The organism is Phyllobacterium sp. (genome assembly GCF_037994425.1).
GTDB lineage: Bacteria > Pseudomonadota > Alphaproteobacteria > Rhizobiales > Rhizobiaceae > Phyllobacterium.
Window position 1 is genome coordinate 69,530 of record NZ_JBBNAM010000054.1, and the last position, 22,013, is coordinate 91,542.

Genomic DNA, 22,013 nt, shown 5'->3' on the forward strand with positions numbered 1-22,013 from the left:
GATCATTCCTTGATGGCGCGAATGGCCTCCCAGTCAGACTTCTCGTAGCCGAAGTCCTCAAACTTCACCTTTTCCATGACAGCTTTTTCAAAGTCGGCCTTGTCGACTTCGGTCACGTTAATGCCCTTTTCCTTGAACGTCGTGACGAGCGCTTTTTCCTTCTCCTCGATGGTCTTGGTCGTGCGCTCGGCTGCTTCCTGCATGACCTCACCGAAGATTTTCTTGTCTTCGTCTGAGAGACTCGACCAGAGCTGCTTAGAGACGACCGTGTTGAGATGGTCCACAATATGGCCAGTCAGCACGATGTTCTTCTGCACCTCGTAGAACTTCTTCGCTTCAATCGTTGTCAGCGGGTTTTCCTGGGCTTCGACAGTGCCATTCTGCAGGGCGAGATAGACTTCGGCGAAAGCGATCGGCGTCGTGTTGGCGCCACAGGCACGCGGCATGGCGAGATATGCCGGCACGTCCGGCACACGGATCTTCAGACCCTCCATATCCGAGCATTTCGCGATCGGCTTGTTCGACGTCGTCTGGCGGGTGCCGTAATAGCTGACGGCGGCGATATGATTGCCGGTCTTCTCTTCATAGCCGGCGGCAAGCCGCTTGAAGACATCACTCTTCGTGTAGGCGATCAGGTGTTCCGGGCCACGGAAAATATAGGGGAAGTATGTGACGCCGATCGGCTTGTAGTCGCGCGCCGCGAAGCTCGAGCCGGAAATGATGATATCGACAGTGCCAAGCTTCAGACCCTGATTAATGTCAGCTTCCTTGCCAAGCTGCGATGCCGGAAAGACATCGATCTTGTAGCGGCCGTTGGTGCGCTTGTTGATTTCTTCAGCAGCCCAGACGGATTCGGTATGAAACGGTTCCGATGTCTCATAGACGTGCGCCCACTTCAAAGCCGTCTGAGCCTGTGCCGCAGCAGCAGAAAGTGCGAGCGCGGCCACCGCTCCCATAATGGCCATAAGCTTGATTTTCATGTCCTTCTCCTCCCAGATTGAAATCAGATTATAGTGTTTGGGGTCCGGCCTCCCGCCGGATGATGTTTCTCGCTTTCGAGTTCCTCGTCGAAACTCTTGGAAAATCTCGATTGTGATTGTTGCAGGTGGAACTGCATCGCTGCCTTGGCGCGCGCTGGATCGCCGGAAACAATCGCATCACGAATTGCCCGGTGCTCCTCGAATGCCTCGCGCCACGAGACAGGGCTTTCGAAATAGCTGGCCAGACGCTCGAAAAACGGCGTCATGCGTTGATCGAAAAGTTCGCCAACGAACCGCTCGAGCACCGCATTCTCGATGATACCGGCAATCGTCGTGTGAAAAGTTCGGTCGAGCGTGATGGACGCATGCGGATTGTTGAACGTTTTCGCCATTTTGGTCAGCACCGCATCCATGGCTTCGACCTGAACAGGCGTCACCACTTTCGCGGCTTCCTCGACGATGGCGCATTCAATGAGCGAACGCGCACGCAACAATTCGAACGGGCCCTCCAGATCGTCGGAGGGGGCCAGGACCGGCTTTTCGCGCCGCTGGTGCGTCACATAGATGCCCGAGCCCATGCGAATATGAACAAGCCCTTCGACTTCGAGCGCAATAAGGGCTTCGCGGATTGTCGGACGCGATACACCAAGCTCTTCGGCAAGTTCGCGTTCGCCCGGCAACCGCTCGCCAACGGCGAACGAGCCGCATTCGATCAGATCCCGGATCTGTTCCGCGACCTGTTGGTACAGGCGGCGCGGCTGGATCGCTGCGAACATTGGTCCTCCCCGCACGGCTCCTCTCCGCGCTTGACTGGTAAACTGGCCTTACCAATCGTTAACTGATACATTGATATATATGCTTGAGTCAACCGCCTACACCCAGACAGCCAGTGGGCGGTATTGTTACACTCTGTATCGGAAAGTGATTGACGCAGCCCGGCACGAACAAGCTAAGAGAAATCTCGACGCTACGACTTCTTCGACCGGTGACAAATGCTGCTTCAAATCCGATTGCCGCGCGCCTTCGCTGCCCTGAGCCTTGCCTTGGTTCTCGGCGCTTGCTCGACAACCGATCCCAAACTGCCGAGCGCGGCATCGATCCCGGTTCCCGAGGCCGCACCACGCGTTGCAGCGACCGAAACCAAGCCTGCAGCCAAGACATCTGGCACATCCGTCGATGGTCTGATCACAAAATACTCAGTCGCCTACGCTGTACCCGAGTCCCTGGTACGGAGGGTCGTCAAGCGTGAGAGCCGGTTTAACCCACAGGCGCGCAACGGTCCCTATTGGGGCCTGATGCAGTTGCTGCCCGCGACGGCGCGCGGCCTTGGCCATGATGGCAGCGCCAAGGAATTGCTCGATGCCGAGACCAACCTCAAATATGGGGTGAAGTATCTCGCGGGTGCCTACAAGGTCGCAGACAACAACCCCGATCAGGCGGTCCGCCTTTACTCGCGCGGGTATTATTACCAGGCCAAGCAGAAGGGCATGTTGGACGTCCTCGAACCCTCGGCTGAGCCGGTGCAAACGGCACTCGTTGCCACGCCATCCGACGCAACTACAGTTCCTGCCGCCCAAGCGGCGAGCGCCCTCATGACGCCGACCGAACTTGCCTATGCCGACGGGAAGGTTGTGTTCCCGGCCGTGATCCCGCTGCCTTTCGAGCGGCAGGACCTCCTTGCCTCTACGATCGCGCCTACCACCACTGGTGGAAATGGTGCACCGGGCCGCGCCCCTGCCCCACTTTGAGACTGGCACCAGCAACCATCGCTGCCGTTAAATAATCCTTTGCGCCGGCGACCGCGCCTTGTAGCGTTTTACCCTTGGCCAGTTCGGCGGTAATTGCCGACGCCAGCGTACAACCGGTTCCATGATCGTTGTCGGTCGCGATGCGGGACGCGGAAAACCAGCTCGGCCAACCTCTGTCAACGAGGAGATCATTGCTCATCGCGCCTTTGGCGTGGCCGCCCTTGATCAAGACTGCTGATGGACCAAGTTCCAACAGGAGCTCGGCCTGTTGCAGCATTTGATCCGCATTTTCGGCGACGGGCATGCCGGTTAGAAGAGCGGCTTCTGCAAGGTTGGGCGTTACGACCATTGCTTTTGGAAAGAGCTGTCGTTTCAACGCATCGATCGCGTTGGGATCTAGAAGCCGGTCACCCGAGGTCGCCACCATGACGGGGTCGAGTACGATCGATCGATCCCAGCGCTGCAATGCTCCCGCAATGCTATCGATTGCCCCAATGGTCGAAACCATGCCGATCTTTATGGCGTCGACTTCGATATCGGCAAGGACTGCGTCAATCTGAGCTTCGATGATTGTCGGCGACAGGTTTTCGATAGCAGTTACGCCTTTAGTGTTCTGCGCAGTGATCGCCGTCAGCACGCTGGCGCCATAAACGCCGAGGGCTGAAAACGTCTTCAGGTCCGCCTGGACGCCTGCGCCACCGCCGCTGTCCGAGCCGGCAATTGTCAATGCGATCGCCGTCATGCGCGCGCCTCAAGCGCCCTGTCGACCGCCTCGCGCAGAGTTCGCGCAGATCCCTCCGGGTCGTGCTGTCGGAAAATTGCGGAAATCACCGCAATGCCGTCGGCCCCCGCGCCAATGGCTGGAGCCGTGCGCTGAAGATCGATACCGGCGATCGCCCCGATGGGCAGGTCCGGCTTCCGCACCCGGATGATCTGCGCAAGGCGACTATATCCGTCAAAGCCGATGGGCCCGTCAGGGTTGTGCTTGGCTGGTGTTTCAAACAGACCGCCAATGCAGGCATAGTCGATGTCGCCAGCAATGGCCGCCTCGGCGTCTGCCTCGCTCTTGACCGTCAATCCTATGATTGCATCCGGACCGAGCAACCGCCGGGCATCACCGACAAGCATGTCGTCGCGCCCGACGTGAACGCCGTCCGCGCCCACGGCAAGCGCGACATCCACACGGTCGTTGACAACGAGGGGTATTCCGGTTTCGCGCAAGGCATCGCGGATGCGCCGCCCGCGCTCAACCATCAGACGGGTCGGTGAGTTCTTATCGCGATATTGGATGATGGTCGCGCCGCCGCGCACTGCCGCTAGCGCTAGTATTCCGAGGTCCTTTTCACTTCCGATGGCATCGACGTCAACAATGGCATTCAGCCGGAAATCTACTTTTGGCATGATATTCTCTGTGATTAGAGCAATGGAGATTGGCGAAGTTCAACGGCGAGATCGCCGATGTCAGGTACCGTCTTGATCAGCCCGGCATCGTGCATGAACACGGCAAGCCGCTCATAGCGGCCGCGATCAAGCGCCGCTGGCCGTTTGGCAAAGCGCGGCAACGTATCGGTAAAGGCCTGCCTGTTGAGCGGATTGTCGAGATCCGGATAGGCTTTGATGAAGATCTGCCAGCTCTCGTCCGGATGATTGGTAAGGTAGATCGCCCCCTTCTCGACGGCGTTCAGAAAGCGCGGCAGCCGGTCGTCCGCCAACAGATCGCGGTGTGTCACGAAAATCAGCTCATCATAGATCGGTACGCCATGCTCTTCCGGATAGAAGGCCCTGCCCTCGTGGGCTTCCAGCGCCATCTGCGTCAGTTCGAAGTTCCGGTAGCCCCCGACGGTCGCATCCACCTGACCGGCGATCAACGAGGCCGAGAGGGCAAAGTTGACATTGATCAGTTCGACATCGGCGATTGACATGCCTACGGACTTGAGCATGGCGCCTAGCATCGCATCCTCGAAACCGGCGACGGAAAACCCGACCTTCTTGCCCTTGAGGTCCTTGAGGCTCTTGATCGGCCCGCCGGCCAAGGTCATCACAGTGTTGAGCGGTGTCTCGACCAACGTTCCGAAACGCACCAACGGCAAGCCTGCGTCATGGTCGAGATAAAGATTCGGCTGGTAGTGGATGGCGATATCGGCCTGTTTTGCCGCGACGAGACGTGGCGGCGCCGCAGGATCGGCCGGCGGTATCAGTTCCACATCGAGACCCACATCGGCAAAGTAGCCTTTCTCACGTGCGATAACGAGAGGAGCATGGTCGGGATTGACGAACCATTCGAGGAGCACCGTCAGCTTGTCGGCAGCCATGGCCGGTACCGGAAGCAGCGCGAGACAAACCGTCAGGATCAATGGGAGCGAGCGGAACATAGGTGGTCCTTTGTCGGGTTGAACGGAGGAATGGTCATGACTCGTGTGCCCAGGGGGTAAGATGCCGGGTAAGGGCATCGACGAGGAACCGCAGGGCGATGGTAAGAGTCGCGAGGATCATGAGCGCAGCGAACAGCGTTTCGGTCTGCATGCGGGCATTGGCCTGCAACATCACGAAACCGAGCCCCCGCGATGACCCGACCCATTCGCCTATCACGGCGCCGATCGGGGCAAAGACGGCGGCCACGCGAAGACCTGACCCGAGCGATGGCAAGGCGCTCGGCACGCGAACGAGAAGCAGCGTCGCAAGCGATGTCGCCTGCGTGAGCGAAGCGGCATCCAGCAGATCCCGGCTGGTGCGCTGCAATCCATCGGCAAAGGCAGACGCGACGGGGAAGAAGATGATGAGGCTTGCCATCACGACCTTGGACGCAAGCCCAAAGCCGAACCACAGGACGAGCAGCGGTGCGATCGCAAACACCGGCAGCGCCTGCAAGACGAGAAGCACAGGCCACATGACGTGGCGAAAGGCGGGCATGCCGGCCAGGAGGAGCGCTGTCAAAATTCCGGCAAGCCCGCCGAACAGGAGGCCCAGCACGATTTCCGCAACGGTGATCGAGGCATGCAAGCCGAGATAATGTCGCTGCTCGATGAGGGCGGCCCCAACTGCGGCCGGTCCGGGCAGAATGAAGCGTGGTGGTTGGAACAGCCAGACGACCGCCTGCCAGCACGCGGCGACGGCGGCAAGCGCCATGACCGTGCGAAAAACGAGGCGCATGGCCCGAGCCGTTACCGGCAAGACGCGGTCGATGTCAGGAAATAAGGCACGCTCTGGACTCCATCTCTGTTGGAGATCCGGACATGTGCGAGGATAAGGCTGAAATGGCGCGAACTATGCTCAATTCCCGTTCCTACGCCGGCATGACCCGGATCAGGTTCAAGGGTCCAGCTCGACGCTATCTCAGCACTGTACAGTGCCCCCCTCGGAATGAAATCATGATGGAGCGGCGCAAGGGCAAAGTCAATCGCGCCGCATCAAAGCAACCTGACCCTAGTGGGTCAGGCGGACGTTTTCGCCATCGACCGATTTGCAGGCCGCGTTGATCTTGTAGAAGAAGTCCTGGTCGGCCCAACCGCCGCCATCTTCCCAGGCGTGGCTGTGCGTCGCGTTATCACAATTCATCAGGTCATCGAGCGGCGGTTTGGATCCCGCCGGCAGTTGTACGCCGTCCACGAACAGGTGATTGACAGTATTTGGATCGTCTGTTCTCAGCGTGGAATTGTACTTGGCGTAGGACGAACTGTTGGTTGCTACGCAATTGACATAGCGGCCCGACGAATCGTTTTTGTAGCCAATGTCACAACCGTCGTTCTTGATCTCCATCTTGAGATAGAGTTTCGTGTAATCACCGAGATCGAAGGTGACGGGTGTGTTGATGTCCGGGTCCGTCTTGCCGCCGCCGCGTCCATTGTAGAGATTATGGTCGGTCGCCGTGTACTTGATGGTGCCGACCACAACCTCCGTGCCGTTGCGCACGACAATGATCGAAACTTTCTTGAACCAGTAACCGGTTACCTTGTCGATGGTGATCTTGGCCGTCGTAGGCTTGAGCGGCGCCAGCGCGGTGGCGTTTACACTGATCGGCATGTTGTCTTTATTGAGAACGTGCATGAACAAGGTGTTGGTCTGGCCACCAAGGCTGATCGTAACCTTTTGATTCGCCGTATTGAAGTTCACATTTATATCTTCCGCCTTGAGGCCGAGATTGGCCTGCAGGAAGGCCCGTGCCTTTGCCTCGGCAGTCGATTTGTTGGAACCGGTGAATACGGATGCCGCAGCGAGTGCCGCGGCATCCGCGGCATTCTGCAGGCGCGAGCGCTCGTTGCTCGCACGGCTGTAATCCACCGCGAGCCCGGCGAAACCCAGAAGCGGCACGAGCAGCAATGCAAATGTTATCGCGGTTGCCCCGCGGCGATCTTTTATAAATTGGCGGAAGTTCTTCATGGCCCCACTCCAGTCGATGAGCGCAACCATCAATTGCCCGGCGTAAACGCCCGCTTAGAAAATTCATTCAGATTTTCACGATTTCCCGTCGAACCGGCAGTTTCCACGAGAATGCCTCAGCAAATGGTAAATATTCAATGAAAATGACTAGGCATTCTGCACTGCCGGCCTGACGAATCCCTGGCTCGCGATGAGCAGGTTGCGCGTATAGTCCTGCGTGACGTGGCGCCTCGCAAGTTCCGAGGCGGTGAGCCGTTCGACTTCGGCTCCGTGCTGCATCACCATCAACCGGTCGCACATATGCGTGACGACGGCGAGATCATGACTCACCATCACGAAAGTCAACTTACGGTCGCGGCGTATCTGCTCGAGCAGGTTCAGCACCTCAGCCTGCACCGATGCGTCAAGCGCAGAGGTGGGTTCGTCGAGAAGGAGGATCGAGGGTTCGAGGATGAGCGCACGGGCAATCGCAACACGCTGCCGCTGGCCGCCCGAGAGTTGGTGCGAATAGCGGAAGCGGAAACTCGAACCGAGCCCTACTTCGTCAAGCGCCCGTAAGATGCGCCGTTCGATATCGCCGAAGCCGTGCACGGCAAGCGGCTCCAGGAGCAACCGATCCACCGTCTGGCGCGGGTGCAGCGAGCCGTAAGGGTCCTGGAATACCATCTGCACATCACGGTAAAAGGCCTTCGTGCGGGATGAACCGAGCGTTTTGCCATTCACCTCGATCGTCCCGCCAGTCACCGGCGCGAGCCCCGCCACGGCCCGCAGCAGCGTCGATTTCCCTGAACCGGATTCGCCAACGAGGCCGAAGGATTCCCCGGATACCACTTCAAGGCTTACGCCCCGCAAAGCGCGGAAACGATTGAACGTGACTTGGAGATTGTCGAGCTTCAGCGCCGGCGTCATGCTGCCCACTCCGGTTTGCGGTCGAGTACCGGGAGCGGATGCCGGTCCGCGCCGATCTCTGGCATGCAATTCAGCAGTCCCTGCGTGTAGGGGTGCTTGGCATTGCGCAGATCCTTGGCGGCAATTTCTTCTACGATCCGACCAGCATACATGACGATCACCCGGTCGCAGAACGAAGAGACTAGCCGCAGATCGTGCGAGATGAAGATCAGGCCCATGCCCCTGTCGCGTACGAGGTTGTCGAGAATGCCGAGCACGTCGAGCTGTACAGTAACATCAAGCGCCGAGGTCGGTTCGTCCGCAATGAGCAGTTCCGGCCCGGTTATCAGCATCATGGCGATCATGGCGCGCTGCCCCATGCCACCCGAAACTTCATGCGGATGCAAATCATAGACACGCTCGGGATCGCGTATCTGGACGGCTGCCAGCATATCGAGTGCGCGCCGGCGCGCTTCGCGCCTGCTGACCTTCTCGTGGGTGCGCAGCGTCTCCACGATTTGCCTTCCGATGCTCATTACCGGATTGAGCGAATATTTCGGGTCCTGCAGGATCATGGAGATTCGATTACCGCGCAGCGCGCGCCGTTCTTTGACCGAAGCACGAAGAAGATCGATGCCGTCGAAGTTGAGGGTCTTCGCCGTGATGCTGGCATGCGGCGGCGTCAGGCCCATTATGGCGCGGCCGGTCTGAGATTTGCCGGATCCTGATTCACCGACGATACCGAGGCGTTCGCGCCCCAGCGTGAACGAAACGCCGCGCACTGCATTGACGCTACCGGTACGGGTCGGAAACGTGACGCGAAGATCGTCAACCGTCAGCATCGTGCTCATTGGTTGTTGCCTCGCGGATCGAGTGCGTCGCGCAGTCCGTCACCCAGAAGATTGAAGCCAAGACTGACGATAAGGATGGCAAAGCCCGGCATTGCTGCCACCCACCATTGATCCATGATGAAGCGCCGTCCAGATGCGATCATTGCGCCCCATTCAGGTAATGGCGGCTGGGCGCCAAGACCAAGAAAGCCAAGGCCAGCGGCCGTCAGGATAATACCTGCCATGTCGAGCGTGACCCGCACGATCAGGGAGGAAAGGCAGAGCGGCATGATGTGGCGCAGCACAATGCGGGTCGGCGAAGCGCCCATCAAACGGACTGCGGCGATATAGTCGGAATTGCGCACGGTCAGCGTCTCTGCACGGGCAATGCGCGCATAGGGTGGCCATGACGTAATCGCAATGGCAATGACGGCGTTCTCGATACCAGGTCCGAGCGCGGCAACGAAAGCCAGGGCCAGGATGAGCTTCGGAAAGGCAAGGAAAATATCGGTGATCCGCATCAATACCGCGTCAATCCAGCCCCCTGCATAACCTGCAATCGTACCGACCAGCAGGCCGATGGGCGCTGCAATGATAGCGACCAGAATGACAACGTAGAGTGTCAGGCGCGAGCCATAGATCAGTCGCGAGAGAATGTCGCGGCCCTGATCATCTGTGCCGAGCAGATACTCACCGCCCGGTGGCAAAAGGCGCGCATTGCGAAGGTCGCCGGAGATTGGCGAATGCGGTGCAAGCAGCGGTGCGAAGGCGGCGACAAGCAGCAGCACGATGATGATTGCGAGGCCCACCAGCGCGAGGCGGTTGCTGGCGAAACGGCTCCAGACGAGATAGGCGCGGCCGAGACGCGCCTGAAGGCGCGATTGCGGACGGTCGCTCATCAGCCATTGGCGGCGCGTGAGAGGCGGTGTGTCGATTGCCTGGCTCATCGTGCGCGGGTCCGTGGGTCAAGCGCCCGATAAAGAAGATCGGACAGGAGATTGATGGCGACGAACACGGTGCCGATGATGATGGTACCACCCAGCACGGCGTTCATGTCGGCATTTTGCAGGGAGTTGGTAATATACAAGCCGAGCCCCGGCCACGAAAATACCGTCTCTGTCAGGACCGAACCTTCAAGCAGGCCGGCATAGGAAAGTGCAATCACCGTTACAAGAGGAACGGCGGCGTTGCGCAAGGCGTGCGCCCAGATGATGCGCGTTTCTGAGAGGCCCTTTGCCCGCGCCGCGACAATATATTCCTGCTCAAGTTCGTTGAGCATGAAACTGCGGGTCATGCGGCTGATATAGGCAAGCGAAAAATAGCCGAGCAGCGATGCCGGAAGAATGATGAAGCTGAAGATATTGCGGAAGGCTTCCCAATTGCCCTGCATCACCGCATCAAGGAGGTAGAAGCCGGTGATAGGCGTGAACGTGTATTCGTAAACCACGTCGATACGGCCGGGTCCCGAGGTCCATCCAAGCTTGGCATAAAACACCAGCAGAGCGAGAAGGCCGAGCCAGAAGATCGGCACCGAATAGCCGATCAAGCCGATGATGCGTACGAATTGATCGGCGAGGCTGCCGCGCTTGACAGCGGCGAGCACGCCGAGCGGCACACCGATACAGGCGCCGATAAGCGTACCGAGCGTCGCGAGTTCCATCGTTGCCGGGAAAACCCGCTTGATGTCGGTCATGACCGGGTTGGTTGTCAGCACCGAATTGCCGAAATCACCCTGCAATATGCCTTTTATATAGAGGAAAAACTGCTGATAGAGCGGCAGATTGAGCCCAAGCTCCTCCCGTACCCGTTCCACGACGTGAGCCGGGGCGCGGTCGCCGACGATCGCCAGGGCCGGATCGATCGGGATAACACGTCCGATAAAGAACGTGACTGCAAGAAGCCCGAGGAACGTGATGACCCCGATCACCACGAATCGTCCTGCTCCCCAGAGAAAGCTCGTGGCCCAGGCGCCGGAACGCCTGGACTCCATTTGTGTTTCGATATTGCTCATCCTATCAGCCCTGAGGCCCAATCACTTCGATACGTTGAAGACGTAGTTGGTGTCGAAGGATGGCCCGAGCTTGAACCCCTTGAGGTTCGAGCGAAGGGCGGAGACTTCCGTCTGCTGGAAAATCAAGACGAAGGGGCTGGTTGCGAGCACCTTCTTCTGGAGATCCTGATACATCGCGGCGCGCTTGGCATTGTCGCGCTCGAGCAGGGCAGCCTTGGTTTCCTTGGTCAGTTCCGGCACGTCCCAGGCGTTGCGCCATGCGAGGGTCTTGTTGGTACCCTCGTCAGAATTGTTCGGATTGTTGGTGAACGTATCGGCATTCGAGTTCGGATCCCAGTAATCGACACCCCACTGACCGATGTAAGAATCGTGGGTGCGCGCACGATATTTGGTAAGAGTCTGCTTACCATCGCCCGGGATGATTTCCATTTTGACGCCCGCTTGGGCCATTGTCTGCTGGACGGATTCGGCAATTCCCGTCACTGGCTGGTTGTTGCGCACGTCCATCGTGAAGGAGAACCCGTCCTTCAAGCCGGCCTTTTCGAGAAGTTCCTTGGCCTTGGCAACATCGAGCTTGTAAGGATTTTCATCGAGCTCGCCGAGGATACCCTTCGGCAGGAAGGTCTGGTGAATCTCGCCGATGCCCTTGATCAGCTTCTCACCGATCGCGTCGTAGTCGACGAGATATTTCAAGGCTTCGCGCACTTCAGGCTTGGCCAGATTGGGGTTCTTCTGGTTGAGACTGAAGTAATAGATCGTGCCCTTCGGGGCGTTGGTCGTAGTGATGTCGCTGTTCTTTACGACCTGCTCCAGATCGTTCGGTTCAAGGTTGCGCGCAACGTCGATATCGCCCTTTTCGAGCAGCAGGCGCTGCGCGGCACTTTCCTTAACGTGACGGTAGATGACGCGGTTGAGCGGGGCCTTGGTGCCGTAATAATTGTCATTGCGCTCGAGAACGATGATCTCATTGGCGCGCCAATCCCGAATCTTCATCGGGCCGGAACCGGCATAAGCTGTCTTCAACCAGGCCCAGCCGAAGTCGTCATTGACGACGTGCTCGGAGACGAGCTTCTTGTCGACCACAGAAGCGACGGTAGCGGTAAGGCAGTTCAGGACAAAGCTCGGCGCGTAGGCCTGGTCAACGGTGAAGACGAAGGTCGACCCATCGGTCGCCTTGGCCTTCTCGGTCACATTGTCGGGCTTCAGGCCGAACTGCGTCAGAATGAAGGCTGGGCTCTTGTCGAGCTTGACCGCACGCTCGAACGACCATGCGACATCCTCAGCGGTGATCGGATTGCCGGAGGCGAACTTCAGGTCGGGCTTGATCTTGAACGTGTAGGTAAGACCATCATCGGAAACCGTCCAGCTGTCCGCGATATCGGCGACGATCTTCGATGGATCGTTGATGTCGAGCCGCACCAGCTTGTCATAGGTATTGCCGTTGATTTCGCCGGTGGTGAGCTCGAATGCTTCGGCCGGATCGAGGGTGATCACGTCGTCGATGGCAAAGGCTTCAACCATCGTGTCGGCTGGCGTTGCTGCAAATGCCGGAGCGCCGGAAAGCAGGATTGCGGAAAGTGCGGCGCCGCCGAGCAAACGGCGGAATTTGGAGTCGATCTTATTCATCAGCATTGGTCAGTTCCCTGTTCTAGAGCGGTGTAATTTTTATTGTTTTTCTTCATGCCATGCGGAGCGCAGGACGCGCAGCCAATTGTTACGGCAGATTTTCGCAAGGTCATCCCCCGCATAGCCAGCATCCCGCAGGGCCGCAACGAGGTTTTGATTTCCACTCGCATCGCCAATCTCACCCGGAATCTTGGCGCCATCAAAATCTGAGCCGAGCGCCACGCAGTCGATTCCCATGCGGTTCACCATGTAATCAATGTGCCGAATCATGTCCGATAGCGGCGTATCTGCGTTCTCGCGTGCATCCGGGCGCAGCATGGCGACCGCGTAATTCAGGCCAACGACGCCCTTGCTCTCGCGCACGGCATCGAGCTGCCTATCGGTCAGGTTGCGCGCAACGGGCGTCAGGGCATGCACATTAGAGTGGCTGGCAACGAGCGGCTGATCGCTGATGCGCGCTATGTCCCAAAAGCCTTTTTCCGTGATGTGAGCAAGATCGATGAGAATGCCGAGCCTGTTGCAGGCGCGGACGAGTTCTTCGCCCTCGGTCGTCAGGCCAGGTCCGGTATCCGGGCCCATCGGGTAGGCGAAGGGCACGCCATGTGCGAAGATATTATTTCGGCTCCACACGGGACCAAGCGTACGAAGGCCTGCGGCATAGAAAACGTCGAGCGCTGAGAGGTCGGCGCCGAGCGCCTCGCAGCCCTCCATATGCAGGACCGCCGCAAAGGTGCCGCTGTTTATGCACGCATCAATTTCTGCCGTACTTCGGCAAAGCTTCCAGCCGCCACCGCGCTCCAGACGCAGGGCGATTGACGCCATTTCGAGTGCAATATCCAGAGACGGCGCCCGCTCCAGCGGCGCGGCCAGTGGCGTTGAATAGTGTCCATTGGCGTCGGGCGCCTTGAACGCAAGATCGCCCGAGGGAACGTAGATGGCACAAAGTCCGCCTGCCAGCCCGCCCTTCTGCGCCCGGATTTTGTCGATATGCCCCGAAGTTGTCCCCTCAACGAATTCCTGAACCGGATCGGCGCCGTCTCTCGAATGTTTCCACAACCGGTAAAGCACATCGTTGTGACCATCAAAGACAGGCTGCATTTCAATTCCCGATCAGGTTGGCAAAAGACGACATTTTCGTCGGGCGAGCATCCCGCCATCCCGAACCGACGTCGCCGAGTGACAAAAAATCATGACGCGAAAGAACAGGCAATAGCGTTGTTGTACAAAAGTATAAAGTCTGTGGGTTGGACCCCTTCGGCATTCAACCTCTGGCTTGATTGGCAACAGCGCTCGCTAAAGCCAAGCACGTGCTCCCAATTGGCTCAGTGGGGAATCCTGGCGCGAACCGAGGACGCCGAGAGGTGTGCGTCCCCTTCGAAAGTGATCCATGCCAAGTTAAACTTGAGGCCGGGAGCACAATGAACTCCATTCCGGCGCTTCGAAAGCTCAAACGTCGAGGTTCGCCACGCTCAGCGCATTGTCCTGGATGAACTCACGCCGAGGTTCGACATCATCGCCCATCAAGCGAGAGAACAGACTATCGGCGTCGGTGGCGTCGTTGACCTTGACCTGCAGGAGGGAGCGCGCATTCGGATCGAGGGTCGTCTCCCAGAGCTGCTCCGCGTTCATCTCGCCGAGGCCCTTGTAGCGCTGCAGCGAAAGTCCCTTGCGTCCGGCCGCGAAGACCGCTTCGAGCAAGGCCATCGGCCCTGCCACCGCATCGGCCTTCTCCTTGCGGCGAAGCACCGGCGGCTGGGAGTAGATGTCATGAAGGCGGGCCGCGTAACGATCGAGCTGGCGTGCATCGGCGGAGCCGAGGAGCGCCATATCAAGCGTCACCATTTCCTTGACACCGCGCAATGAACGCTCGAAGACGAATCCATCGACGCCGTCAGTCGGGGTCGCCAGCCGTCCACTCCAGCCTTTTTCAGTTTCCTCGGCAATGAGGTCGAGCCTGGCGGCGACCTCCGCAACCAGTTCCTGCGCCTTGGCGGTATCGGAGATCGCCTCGGGATTGAGGGCGCCAGCAATCGTTGCCTGCTCGACAACGGCGCGATCATAGCGTGTGTTCAGCCCCTGCAGCAAATGCCGCACAGCGAGGGCATCGTTGATGACGGCACGCAGGTCATTCGTGGTGCGAACTTCACCCGATGCCAGCTCCAGCGATGTTTCCTCAAGGCCGGAATCGATCAGGTATCCCTCAAAGGCCGTTTCGTTCTTGATATATTGCGAGGACTTGCCACGCGTCACCTTGTAGAGCGGCGGCTGGGCGATATAGACATGGCCGCGCTCGATCAATTCCGGCATCTGTCGGAAGAAGAACGTTAGAAGCAACGTACGAATATGCGCGCCATCGACGTCGGCGTCGGTCATGATGATGATCTTGTGATAGCGCAGCTTGTCCGGATTGAACTCATCCTTGCCGATACTGGTGCCGAGCGCCAGAATAAGCGTACCGATCTGGTCGGAAGAGAGCATCCGGTCGAGTTTCACGCGTTCGACATTCAGGATCTTGCCGCGGAGCGGCAGGATCGCCTGATTTTGGCGCGAGCGACCGCCCTTGGCGGAGCCGCCGGCGGAATCACCCTCGACGATGAAAATTTCCGACTTCGCGGGGTCGCGCTCCTGGCAATCGGCAAGCTTGCCCGGCAACGAACTGATGCTGAGCGAGTTCTTGCGGGTGATATCGCGGGCCTTGCGCGCCGCCTCGCGTGCGGATGCTGCCTGAATCACCTTTTCGACAAGCACCTTGCCTTCGGCCGGATGCTCTTCGAGCCAATTCGACAGCGCCTCATTGACGAGGCTTTCAACGACCGGCCGCACTTCGGACGAGACGAGCTTGTCCTTGGTCTGCGACGAGAACTTCGGATCGGGAACCTTGACTGAGAGAACCGCCGTCAGGCCTTCGCGGCAGTCGTCGCCGGTGAGCGTAACCTTCGACTTCTTGGTCTGACCAGAGGCATCGGCATAGCCTGTCATCTGCCGCGTCAGCGCGCCACGGAACCCGGCAAGGTGCGTACCGCCATCGCGCTGCGGGATGTTGTTGGTGAAGCACAGCACATTCTCGTGGTAGCTGTCGTTCCACCACATGGCGACCTCGACGGTCGTCCCGTCCTTTTCACCGCGAATGTAGATCGGGTCAGCGACAAGTTCCTTCTTGGTACGGTCGAGATAGCGCACATAGGCAGTAAGGCCGCCTTCATAAAAAAGCTCAAGCTCGACCGGATCGGCATGCCGGCGGTCGGCGAGCAGAATCCGCACGCCGGAATTCAAGAACGCAAGCTCGCGCAGACGGTGCTCGAGAGTCTTGAAATCGAACTCGACCATCGAAAACGTCTGGGTCGACGGCAGGAACGTCACTTCCGTTCCCGTCGCATCGCCCGCATCGCCCGTCACTTCGAGCGGCGCGTCTGCGACGCCATGGGTGAAACTCATTTCATGGATCTTGCCCCGCCGGCGAATCTTGAGCTTCAGCCAGACAGAAAGGGCATTCACGACCGATACACCGACGCCATGCAGGCCGCCGGAAACCTTGTAGGAATTCTGATCGAATTTACCGCCCGCATGAAGCTGAGTCATGATGACTTCGGCAGCTGATACGCCTTCCGAATGCATGTCGGTCGGAATCCCGCGGCCATTGTCCGTTACCGTGCATGAACCATCGGGATTAAGCGTCACCGTGACACGCGTCGCATGCCCGGCCAGTGCCTCATCGATGGCATTATCGACGACTTCGTAGACCATGTGGTGAAGGCCGGATCCATCGTCCGTATCGCCGATATACATTCCGGGGCGCTTGCGAACCGCATCCAACCCCTTGAGAACCTTGATGGACTCCGCACCGTATTCTGGCGAGGTTTCAACTGTCAGTTCCGGTGTATCACTCATGTAGATTCAATCTTTTCTCGGGTCGCCAGGATCGGCGTGCCGTATTTATAACAGAACCGGGCGAATCATGCCCGGTCCTTGCCATAGATATAGTGCGTAATGCACGTTTTTCCAATTCTTGGGGGAGTTAATATCCACGGATCATGGCCAAATTGGCTCATTTGGAGAAAGCACATGGACAATCTGATGGCGCTTGGCAGGGGCCGGTCTGGCGGGCTTTGAATTTCCCGCCAAACCATTTTGGGCAATAGCGGAAGCCGTTACTCGACGATCTGTATAGTGCCGGAAGCCGGTTTTGCCGTCACGGGCGATCGCGCATCAAGGAAGCCCTTGACCTCATTGAAGCGCAGATTGCCATCATGGTCGCGGTCAATTGCGGCGAAATGATCGACAAGGAACCCAAGCCCCGACTTCTCCGCTGACGCACGCGTCACCAAATGCGTCGAGGGGTCCGCCGCCCGGTCGAAGAGCGACTCGACATGCTTGTCGACGACAATCGCTACGCTTTCGCGGGTCAGGGGAGTTGACACTACCTGGGTGGGTGCATGGCGCTGGCCAAAGCCACGCTGCAATTCCATCAAGCCACGCTGTTGGCGCGTTTGCCCAAAAGATTCCTCAGCATCTGCTGGCGCGGCAACACAGATCGCTGCAATCAGTATTGTTAAATAAAATTCAAGTTTTTTCATGGGTTAACCCTTCCGAACACATGCCCGTTCGATGCCGCGAGCATCGTGGTCGAAGGCTGATCGTAGAATGCACCGAGATCTCGCATCAGCTTGTCATAGCCTCCAGTGCGATACGGCGAGACACCGTGGCCGCCCTCATAGACTTTTACCGGCACCTTTGCGGTGAGTTCTACATTGTAGATATCAATTTCCGATTGGCGGAATGGCGTATTCAGATCGTAATAGCCATGCTGAACCAACACTTTGAGATTGGGATTGAGCGTCATACTGAATGTCATGTCCGGAATACTGGTCCGGAACCGTTCCGTATTTGAGATTGCCTCCGGGTTGGGTTTGTAATCCCAGCTGTCAATGATCTTGCCGTTGAAGCCCACATAGGGCGACTGGGTTCGGTAACCGATGAATTTGGCGTGGTAATCCTTTTGCCACGCATAATAGTCGTTCGTGCGATCGAACGCAGGCTCCTCCGTTTGTGGCTTGAGAATAAACCGTCCATCGCCTAGCAGGAGTTGTCCCTTCTCCGGAGCAAATTTCTGCCTGAAGTCGACTGGGTCCATGTTGGGTGTGGCGATCCAGGGATTGTTGCTGGAGCTTTCGCCGAGTTCGTATTTTTTACCTATTCCCGTGAATTCGAAGAGTTTGTTGAGGAACGCCACTCCGTCTGGCTTCTTGATGTATTCTTCCCACGACTTTCGGTCGGGAACTTTCGCATCAGTTCCCTTGAAGACGTGGTCGTAAAGAAAAGTAAACTCGGCCCCGAAGGTGCGCGCCCTTGTAAGAAATAGTTCGGTTTCCTGGCCCGCACGCGCCGTCGATTTTTTGTGATAGTCGGCGACCATTGCATAAGTCGGCACTGCACCGCCGCAGCTGGCATACCAATAGTAACAGTCCGAATTCTGATCCAATATGGGGGAGTTCAGGACGAGACCGGAAAGGACATTTTTACTTGTAGTAAACGTCGTATATTGGCCGGTGCCGCTTTCCAGTAACAGGCGCCCGATGATTGGGGCACGAAAGCCGCCATAAGATACGCCGTAGATATATTTGGGAGAGTTCTGTCGATTGTATACGTTGACGTAGCGCGTAATGAAGTCGCGCAAGACTTTTGCGTCGCTATCAGCACCCCAAAAATCCTTATTGTCATTTGGCCAGATTGCCAGGGAATAGCCCGTCCCAACGGGGTCTACAAAAACGAGATCTGTTTTGTCGAGGATGGTATTGGGATTGTCCTTCAACGGGGCGATGACTTCATCAGAGGGTGGAGGTCCGTCTTCTTGCACGGGCCCGAGAAACCCAAGGTCAAGATCTGCGGCTGAGCCACCTGGCCCTCCGTTAAAAACGAACGTCACCGGCCGCGCGTCAGCGGATTGGTCGTCGCGCGTATAGGCGGTATACGAGATCGCGGCTTCGGGCCTTGCCAATGCAGACGCAAGCCCCGTTCCATTTTTGGGTTCGGAAGCAATTAAGTACCCGGCTGTTGCAGTGAACGGGATGACCGATCCCTTGAGCGTAATCGTATGCGGTTTACTGGCCGTTGCCTCATTGACTTCCCAGGCGTGCAACGAGCCTCCAGCTTCAAAATCCGCTTCGGTAACCGGCGAAATTTGCGGAGAAACCGGGTGTTCCGTTGATGGACGAGGGATTGGTGGGGACGGTTGAGCGCGACCGGGCGCAGGATGCTCGAATGTCGACGATGCATCCGCCGATTCATCCGAATCAGACCCATCGCTGCATGATGTCAGGAAAACGGCCAGCAAGAGCCAGCACAGGCGAAAACTCATAATGAAAAACCTCACAATATGGATCGAAGCAAAGAGACGAAGCTGAAAAAGTGAAGGCAGTCCGGAAAACTAGAACGCAATATCGCGCCGTAGGCGCGAGGCGGAGCACATCTTATCCCGCTTACGTCGTCAAGAGAAAAATGGCGCTCACAGGTTTCAAAAGAAACGTTGGCATTTTCATCGCGAGATGCCCACATGGTCGGTAGGAGCCGATCATGGATACTGTACAAAGCGCCTTCATCCCTCCCGCCCCCGTGCCCAGGACCGGACCGGTAGGGACATTGCGCCTTATCCGCACCATCTATCGCAATCCTCTGGAGCTGTGGGGCGAGCCTTCCTATAACGAGCCGTGGGTTTCGATCGACTGGTCGTTCGCGCACACGATCATCGCCAACGATCCGGGATTGATCCGCCATGTGCTGGTGGACAATGCCAGGAACTATAAAATGGCGGCGGTACGTCAGCGCATCCTGCGCCCGATCTTGCGTGACGGCCTCTTGACGGCCGAAGGCGAGACCTGGCGCCGTTCGCGCAAGGCCATGGCGCCGGTGTTCACGCCGCGGCACATCAACGGTTTTGCCGAGGCCATGAAGCGAACCAGCGAGGCGTTCGCCAAGCGCTATGAAAATCTTGCGGAGCCGACGGACGTGTCACGCGACATGACCATGCTCACCTATGACATTCTGGCCGAGACGCTGTTTTCCGGCGAGATTGCCGGCGATCCCGACCAATTTTCGCACGAAGTCGATCGCCTGTTCGAGACCATGGGGCGCGTCGATCCGCTCGACCTTCTCGGCGCGCCGAACTGGTTGCCGCGTTTTACCCAGATCAGAGGCCGGCGTGCCCTCGCCTTTTTCCGGCAGATCGTTGCCAATACGATGGCGATGCGCAAGAGCCGCATGGACCGTGAAGGCGACAAGGTGCCGAACGACTTTCTGACGCTGCTGCTCAAGGCGGAGGGTCCGAACGGGCTGTCGAGCGCCGAGATCGAAGACAATATCATTACCTTTATCGGCGCGGGCCACGAAACGACCGCGCGCGCACTGGGTTGGACCCTCTATCTCCTGGCCAAGGCGCCGTGGGAGCGCGGCCCCATCGAAGCCGAGATCGACGCGCTTCTCGGTCAGGCCGACGTGCCGCCACCGCACGCCTGGCTTGATGCGCTGCCGCTGACGCGCGCGGCATTTGAGGAGGCAATGCGCCTTTATCCTCCAGCGCCATCGATAAACCGAGAGCCGATCGAGGATGACCAATATATGGATTTGAAGCTGCCGAAGGGCGCGGCAGTGCTGGTCATGCCTTGGACCGTCCATCGCCACCGGCTCTATTGGGACAATCCGGATGCTTTCATGCCGTCGCGCTTTCACCCGGAAAACCGCGTCAGCATCGACCGTTTCCAGTACCTGCCATTTGGTGCGGGCCCGCGTGTCTGCATCGGCGCGAGTTTCGCCCTGCAGGAAGCTATCATTGCGCTCGCCACACTGCTCTTTCGCTACCGGTTTGATGTGGCGGGAAACTACAAGCCATGGCCCGTGCAGAAACTGACAACACAGCCTGACGGCGGCTTACCGATGATGGTTACACCCCGTCGTTAGGTTGATTTCCTGAGAAACATAATCTATATTTCTTTCCAGTGAAAGGAATAACCATGCGAACCGCCAGTCAGCCCATACCAGAAACGCCCGATCGAACCGCCGTCGTATCCAAGGCGCTTGTGCGCTCATCGGAATTGCTTGGTCTCACCGCCAAGGAACTCGCACATATCGTGGGCCTCTCGGAACCCAGCATATCGCGTTTGAAGCGCAGTCTTGATGGTGCACCGCTCAGCGGCAAGAGCTATGAGCTCGCCCTCCTTTTCATTCGTCTCTATCGATCACTCGACGCCATCGTTGGGGGCGACGACGCGGTTGCTCGCACCTGGATGCGAACCGATAACACCATGCTCGGCGGCAAGCCGCTCAACCGGATCAAAACCATTGACGGCCTCACCCATGTCCTCGCCTATCTGGACGCCCGCCGCGCTCCGATCTGAGACCAGAAACAGCCACGGCGGCTGTTGGCGTCTCGTAGAAGCGCAGCATCGCGTTTCAACGATGAAGCTTGTCGACACGCTCGACGAGCAAGCCTTGCTCGAGGATGAACTCGAAGCGACAAAGCCGCCGCTGCCTGCGGCCTGCGTCCATCTCGACTACCTTCTCGCAACCCCGTTCCGCTATGGCCGGTATCCCGGAAATTCCCGTTTCCGCCGTGAAGGCTATTCGCCGGGCGTGTTCTACGCCAGTGAAGCCGTCGAGACTGCCGTCGCGGAAACGGCTTTTTATCGTTTGCTATTCTTCGTTGAGAGCCCCGGCACGCCTTGGCCACGCAACGCACTGGAATTCACGGCCTTCGAAGCGCGTTACGCTACGACCCGTGCCATCGACCTGACCGGTGCGCCTTTTGCCGAGCAACGAAGACTATGGACGCACCCGACGGACTACTCCGCCTGCCTCGAACTGGTCGATGCGGCGAAGGAAGCCGGGATCGACCTTATCCGCTACCAGTCGGTTCGCGATCCCAACGGCGGCGCCAATCTTGCGCTGCTTTCCTGCGCCTGTTTCGCCATGCCAAACCCCGTGCACAAAACGACCTGGCGGCTGCATTTCTCCGACTTCGGCGTCAACGCCATCTGCGACATGCCGGACCTGAGGCTTGGCTTCGGTCTTGCCACTTTCGAAGAGGACCCGCGCATCTCCGGCGCGGTTCGTGCCTCGCCTTAAGTAATCACGCTCGGCTTGTCACGGCCTGTATGAGCCTTGATGCCAGCGAGGTCTTCCGCCGCGCGGATGAGATCGGCGAGCGCGCCTTGCGTTTCGAGGTCATGGCGCTTGGAGTCAGGTTCGTAGCGCTCGACATAGACGCGGATTGTCGCGCCAGACGTGCCCGTGCCCGACAGGCGGAAGACGACGCGGGAGCCCCCCTCGAACAGGACACGTATGCCCTGGTTTTCGCTGACGGACTTGTCGACCGGATCGTGATAGGCAAAGTCGTCGGCGGTCGCGACGGTCAATCCCTGCACCGAGGTCCCGGGAAGTGTCGCCAGCTTGCCGCGAAGGTCATCCATCAGCCGGTTGGCAGCGCCGGTATCGACGCCCTCATAGTCGTGGCGCGAATAGTAGTTGCGCCCGTAGGTAGCCCAATGTTCCTTGGCGATATCCA

At 58.3% G+C, this 22,013-nt stretch carries 19 protein-coding genes, 2 pseudogenes and 1 riboswitch; of the genes and pseudogenes, 4 read left to right on the forward strand and 17 right to left on the reverse strand.

What is annotated here, in order from left to right; translation table 11 throughout:
• Positions 1-2: 2 nt before the first annotated feature.
• Positions 3-980 (reverse strand): sialic acid TRAP transporter substrate-binding protein SiaP, encoded by a 978-nt coding sequence (locus tag AAAB35_RS03915; protein ID WP_340666916.1) that lies wholly within the window; start codon positions 978-980, stop codon positions 3-5.
• A 23-nt stretch (positions 981-1,003) separates the two neighbouring features.
• The gene (locus tag AAAB35_RS03920) at positions 1,004-1,756 is read right to left on the reverse strand and encodes a FadR/GntR family transcriptional regulator (protein ID WP_340666917.1); all 753 of its coding nucleotides are present in this window, start codon (positions 1,754-1,756) and stop codon (positions 1,004-1,006) included.
• Between the two features lie 378 nt (positions 1,757-2,134).
• Between AAAB35_RS03920 and AAAB35_RS03925 the strand changes: the two are divergent.
• A pseudogene (locus AAAB35_RS03925) lies at positions 2,135-2,473 on the forward strand (lytic transglycosylase domain-containing protein); the annotation flags it as partial.
• Positions 2,474-2,675: 202 nt separating this feature from the next.
• On the opposite strand, the gene thiD reads toward AAAB35_RS03925, so the two are convergent.
• From thiD to AAAB35_RS03995, 14 genes are all read right to left on the reverse strand, one after another.
• On the reverse strand, positions 2,676-3,470 hold the full coding sequence (thiD, locus tag AAAB35_RS03930) for a bifunctional hydroxymethylpyrimidine kinase/phosphomethylpyrimidine kinase (RefSeq protein WP_340666918.1): 795 nt from the start codon (positions 3,468-3,470) through the stop codon (positions 2,676-2,678).
• Complete coding sequence (thiE, locus tag AAAB35_RS03935; RefSeq protein WP_340666919.1) at positions 3,467-4,129, reverse strand: thiamine phosphate synthase; 663 nt, start codon at positions 4,127-4,129, stop codon at positions 3,467-3,469. The genes thiD and thiE overlap by 4 nt, the downstream gene beginning before the upstream one ends.
• A gap of 14 nt (positions 4,130-4,143) precedes the next feature.
• Positions 4,144-5,100, reverse strand: a complete 957-nt coding sequence (locus AAAB35_RS03940; protein ID WP_340666920.1) for an ABC transporter substrate-binding protein — start codon at positions 5,098-5,100, stop codon at positions 4,144-4,146.
• A 34-nt stretch (positions 5,101-5,134) separates the two neighbouring features.
• Positions 5,135-5,878 (reverse strand): ABC transporter permease, encoded by a 744-nt coding sequence (locus tag AAAB35_RS03945; protein ID WP_340666921.1) that lies wholly within the window; start codon positions 5,876-5,878, stop codon positions 5,135-5,137.
• A 113-nt stretch (positions 5,879-5,991) separates the two neighbouring features.
• A riboswitch (TPP riboswitch) is annotated at positions 5,992-6,094 on the reverse strand.
• A gap of 57 nt (positions 6,095-6,151) precedes the next feature.
• On the reverse strand, positions 6,152-7,105 hold the full coding sequence (locus AAAB35_RS03950) for a TadE/TadG family type IV pilus assembly protein (protein WP_340666922.1): 954 nt from the start codon (positions 7,103-7,105) through the stop codon (positions 6,152-6,154).
• A gap of 147 nt (positions 7,106-7,252) precedes the next feature.
• Positions 7,253-8,014: an ABC transporter ATP-binding protein gene (locus AAAB35_RS03955; RefSeq protein WP_340666923.1), complete on the reverse strand. Its 762-nt coding sequence runs from the start codon at positions 8,012-8,014 to the stop codon at positions 7,253-7,255.
• The gene (locus AAAB35_RS03960) at positions 8,011-8,844 is read right to left on the reverse strand and encodes an ABC transporter ATP-binding protein (protein WP_340666924.1); all 834 of its coding nucleotides are present in this window, start codon (positions 8,842-8,844) and stop codon (positions 8,011-8,013) included. Before AAAB35_RS03960 ends, AAAB35_RS03955 begins: the two co-directional genes overlap by 4 nt.
• On the reverse strand, positions 8,841-9,770 hold the full coding sequence (gene nikC / locus AAAB35_RS03965) for a nickel transporter permease (RefSeq protein ID WP_340666925.1): 930 nt from the start codon (positions 9,768-9,770) through the stop codon (positions 8,841-8,843). The genes AAAB35_RS03960 and nikC overlap by 4 nt, the downstream gene beginning before the upstream one ends.
• A complete protein-coding gene (locus tag AAAB35_RS03970) occupies positions 9,767-10,834 on the reverse strand; it encodes an ABC transporter permease (protein WP_340666926.1) in 1,068 nt (355 codons plus the stop codon). Before AAAB35_RS03970 ends, nikC begins: the two co-directional genes overlap by 4 nt.
• Positions 10,835-10,855: 21 nt before the next feature.
• Positions 10,856-12,466 carry an ABC transporter substrate-binding protein gene (locus tag AAAB35_RS03975; protein ID WP_340666927.1) on the reverse strand — a complete coding sequence of 537 codons (1,611 nt, stop codon included), beginning with the start codon at positions 12,464-12,466 and terminating at the stop codon, positions 10,856-10,858.
• A 33-nt stretch (positions 12,467-12,499) separates the two neighbouring features.
• On the reverse strand, positions 12,500-13,558 hold the full coding sequence (locus tag AAAB35_RS03980; protein ID WP_340666928.1) for a dipeptidase: 1,059 nt from the start codon (positions 13,556-13,558) through the stop codon (positions 12,500-12,502).
• 348 nt (positions 13,559-13,906) lie between these two features.
• A complete protein-coding gene (gene gyrB, locus AAAB35_RS03985) occupies positions 13,907-16,348 on the reverse strand; it encodes a DNA topoisomerase (ATP-hydrolyzing) subunit B (protein ID WP_340666929.1) in 2,442 nt (813 codons plus the stop codon).
• Positions 16,349-16,608: 260 nt separating this feature from the next.
• The gene (locus AAAB35_RS03990; RefSeq protein WP_340666930.1) at positions 16,609-17,034 is read right to left on the reverse strand and encodes a hypothetical protein; all 426 of its coding nucleotides are present in this window, start codon (positions 17,032-17,034) and stop codon (positions 16,609-16,611) included.
• On the reverse strand, positions 17,031-18,791 hold the full coding sequence (locus AAAB35_RS03995) for a hypothetical protein (RefSeq protein ID WP_340666931.1): 1,761 nt from the start codon (positions 18,789-18,791) through the stop codon (positions 17,031-17,033). Before AAAB35_RS03995 ends, AAAB35_RS03990 begins: the two co-directional genes overlap by 4 nt.
• 239 nt (positions 18,792-19,030) lie before the next feature.
• On the opposite strand from AAAB35_RS03995, the gene AAAB35_RS04000 reads away from it, so the two are divergent.
• From AAAB35_RS04000 to AAAB35_RS04010, 3 genes are read left to right on the forward strand one after another with little or no spacing between them, the layout of a single operon-like run.
• On the forward strand, positions 19,031-20,410 hold the full coding sequence (locus AAAB35_RS04000) for a cytochrome P450 (RefSeq protein WP_340666932.1): 1,380 nt from the start codon (positions 19,031-19,033) through the stop codon (positions 20,408-20,410).
• A gap of 53 nt (positions 20,411-20,463) precedes the next feature.
• Entirely contained in the window at positions 20,464-20,847 is a 384-nt protein-coding gene (locus AAAB35_RS04005) for an MbcA/ParS/Xre antitoxin family protein (RefSeq protein ID WP_340666933.1), read from the forward strand.
• Entirely contained in the window at positions 20,807-21,574 is a 768-nt protein-coding gene (locus tag AAAB35_RS04010) for an RES family NAD+ phosphorylase (RefSeq protein WP_340666934.1), read from the forward strand. Before AAAB35_RS04005 ends, AAAB35_RS04010 begins: the two co-directional genes overlap by 41 nt.
• Here the strand turns inward: AAAB35_RS04010 and AAAB35_RS04015 are convergent.
• Positions 21,571-22,013: pseudogene (locus AAAB35_RS04015) on the reverse strand (alpha-D-glucose phosphate-specific phosphoglucomutase); the annotation flags it as partial. The gene AAAB35_RS04010 and the pseudogene AAAB35_RS04015 sit on opposite strands and share 4 nt — an antisense overlap.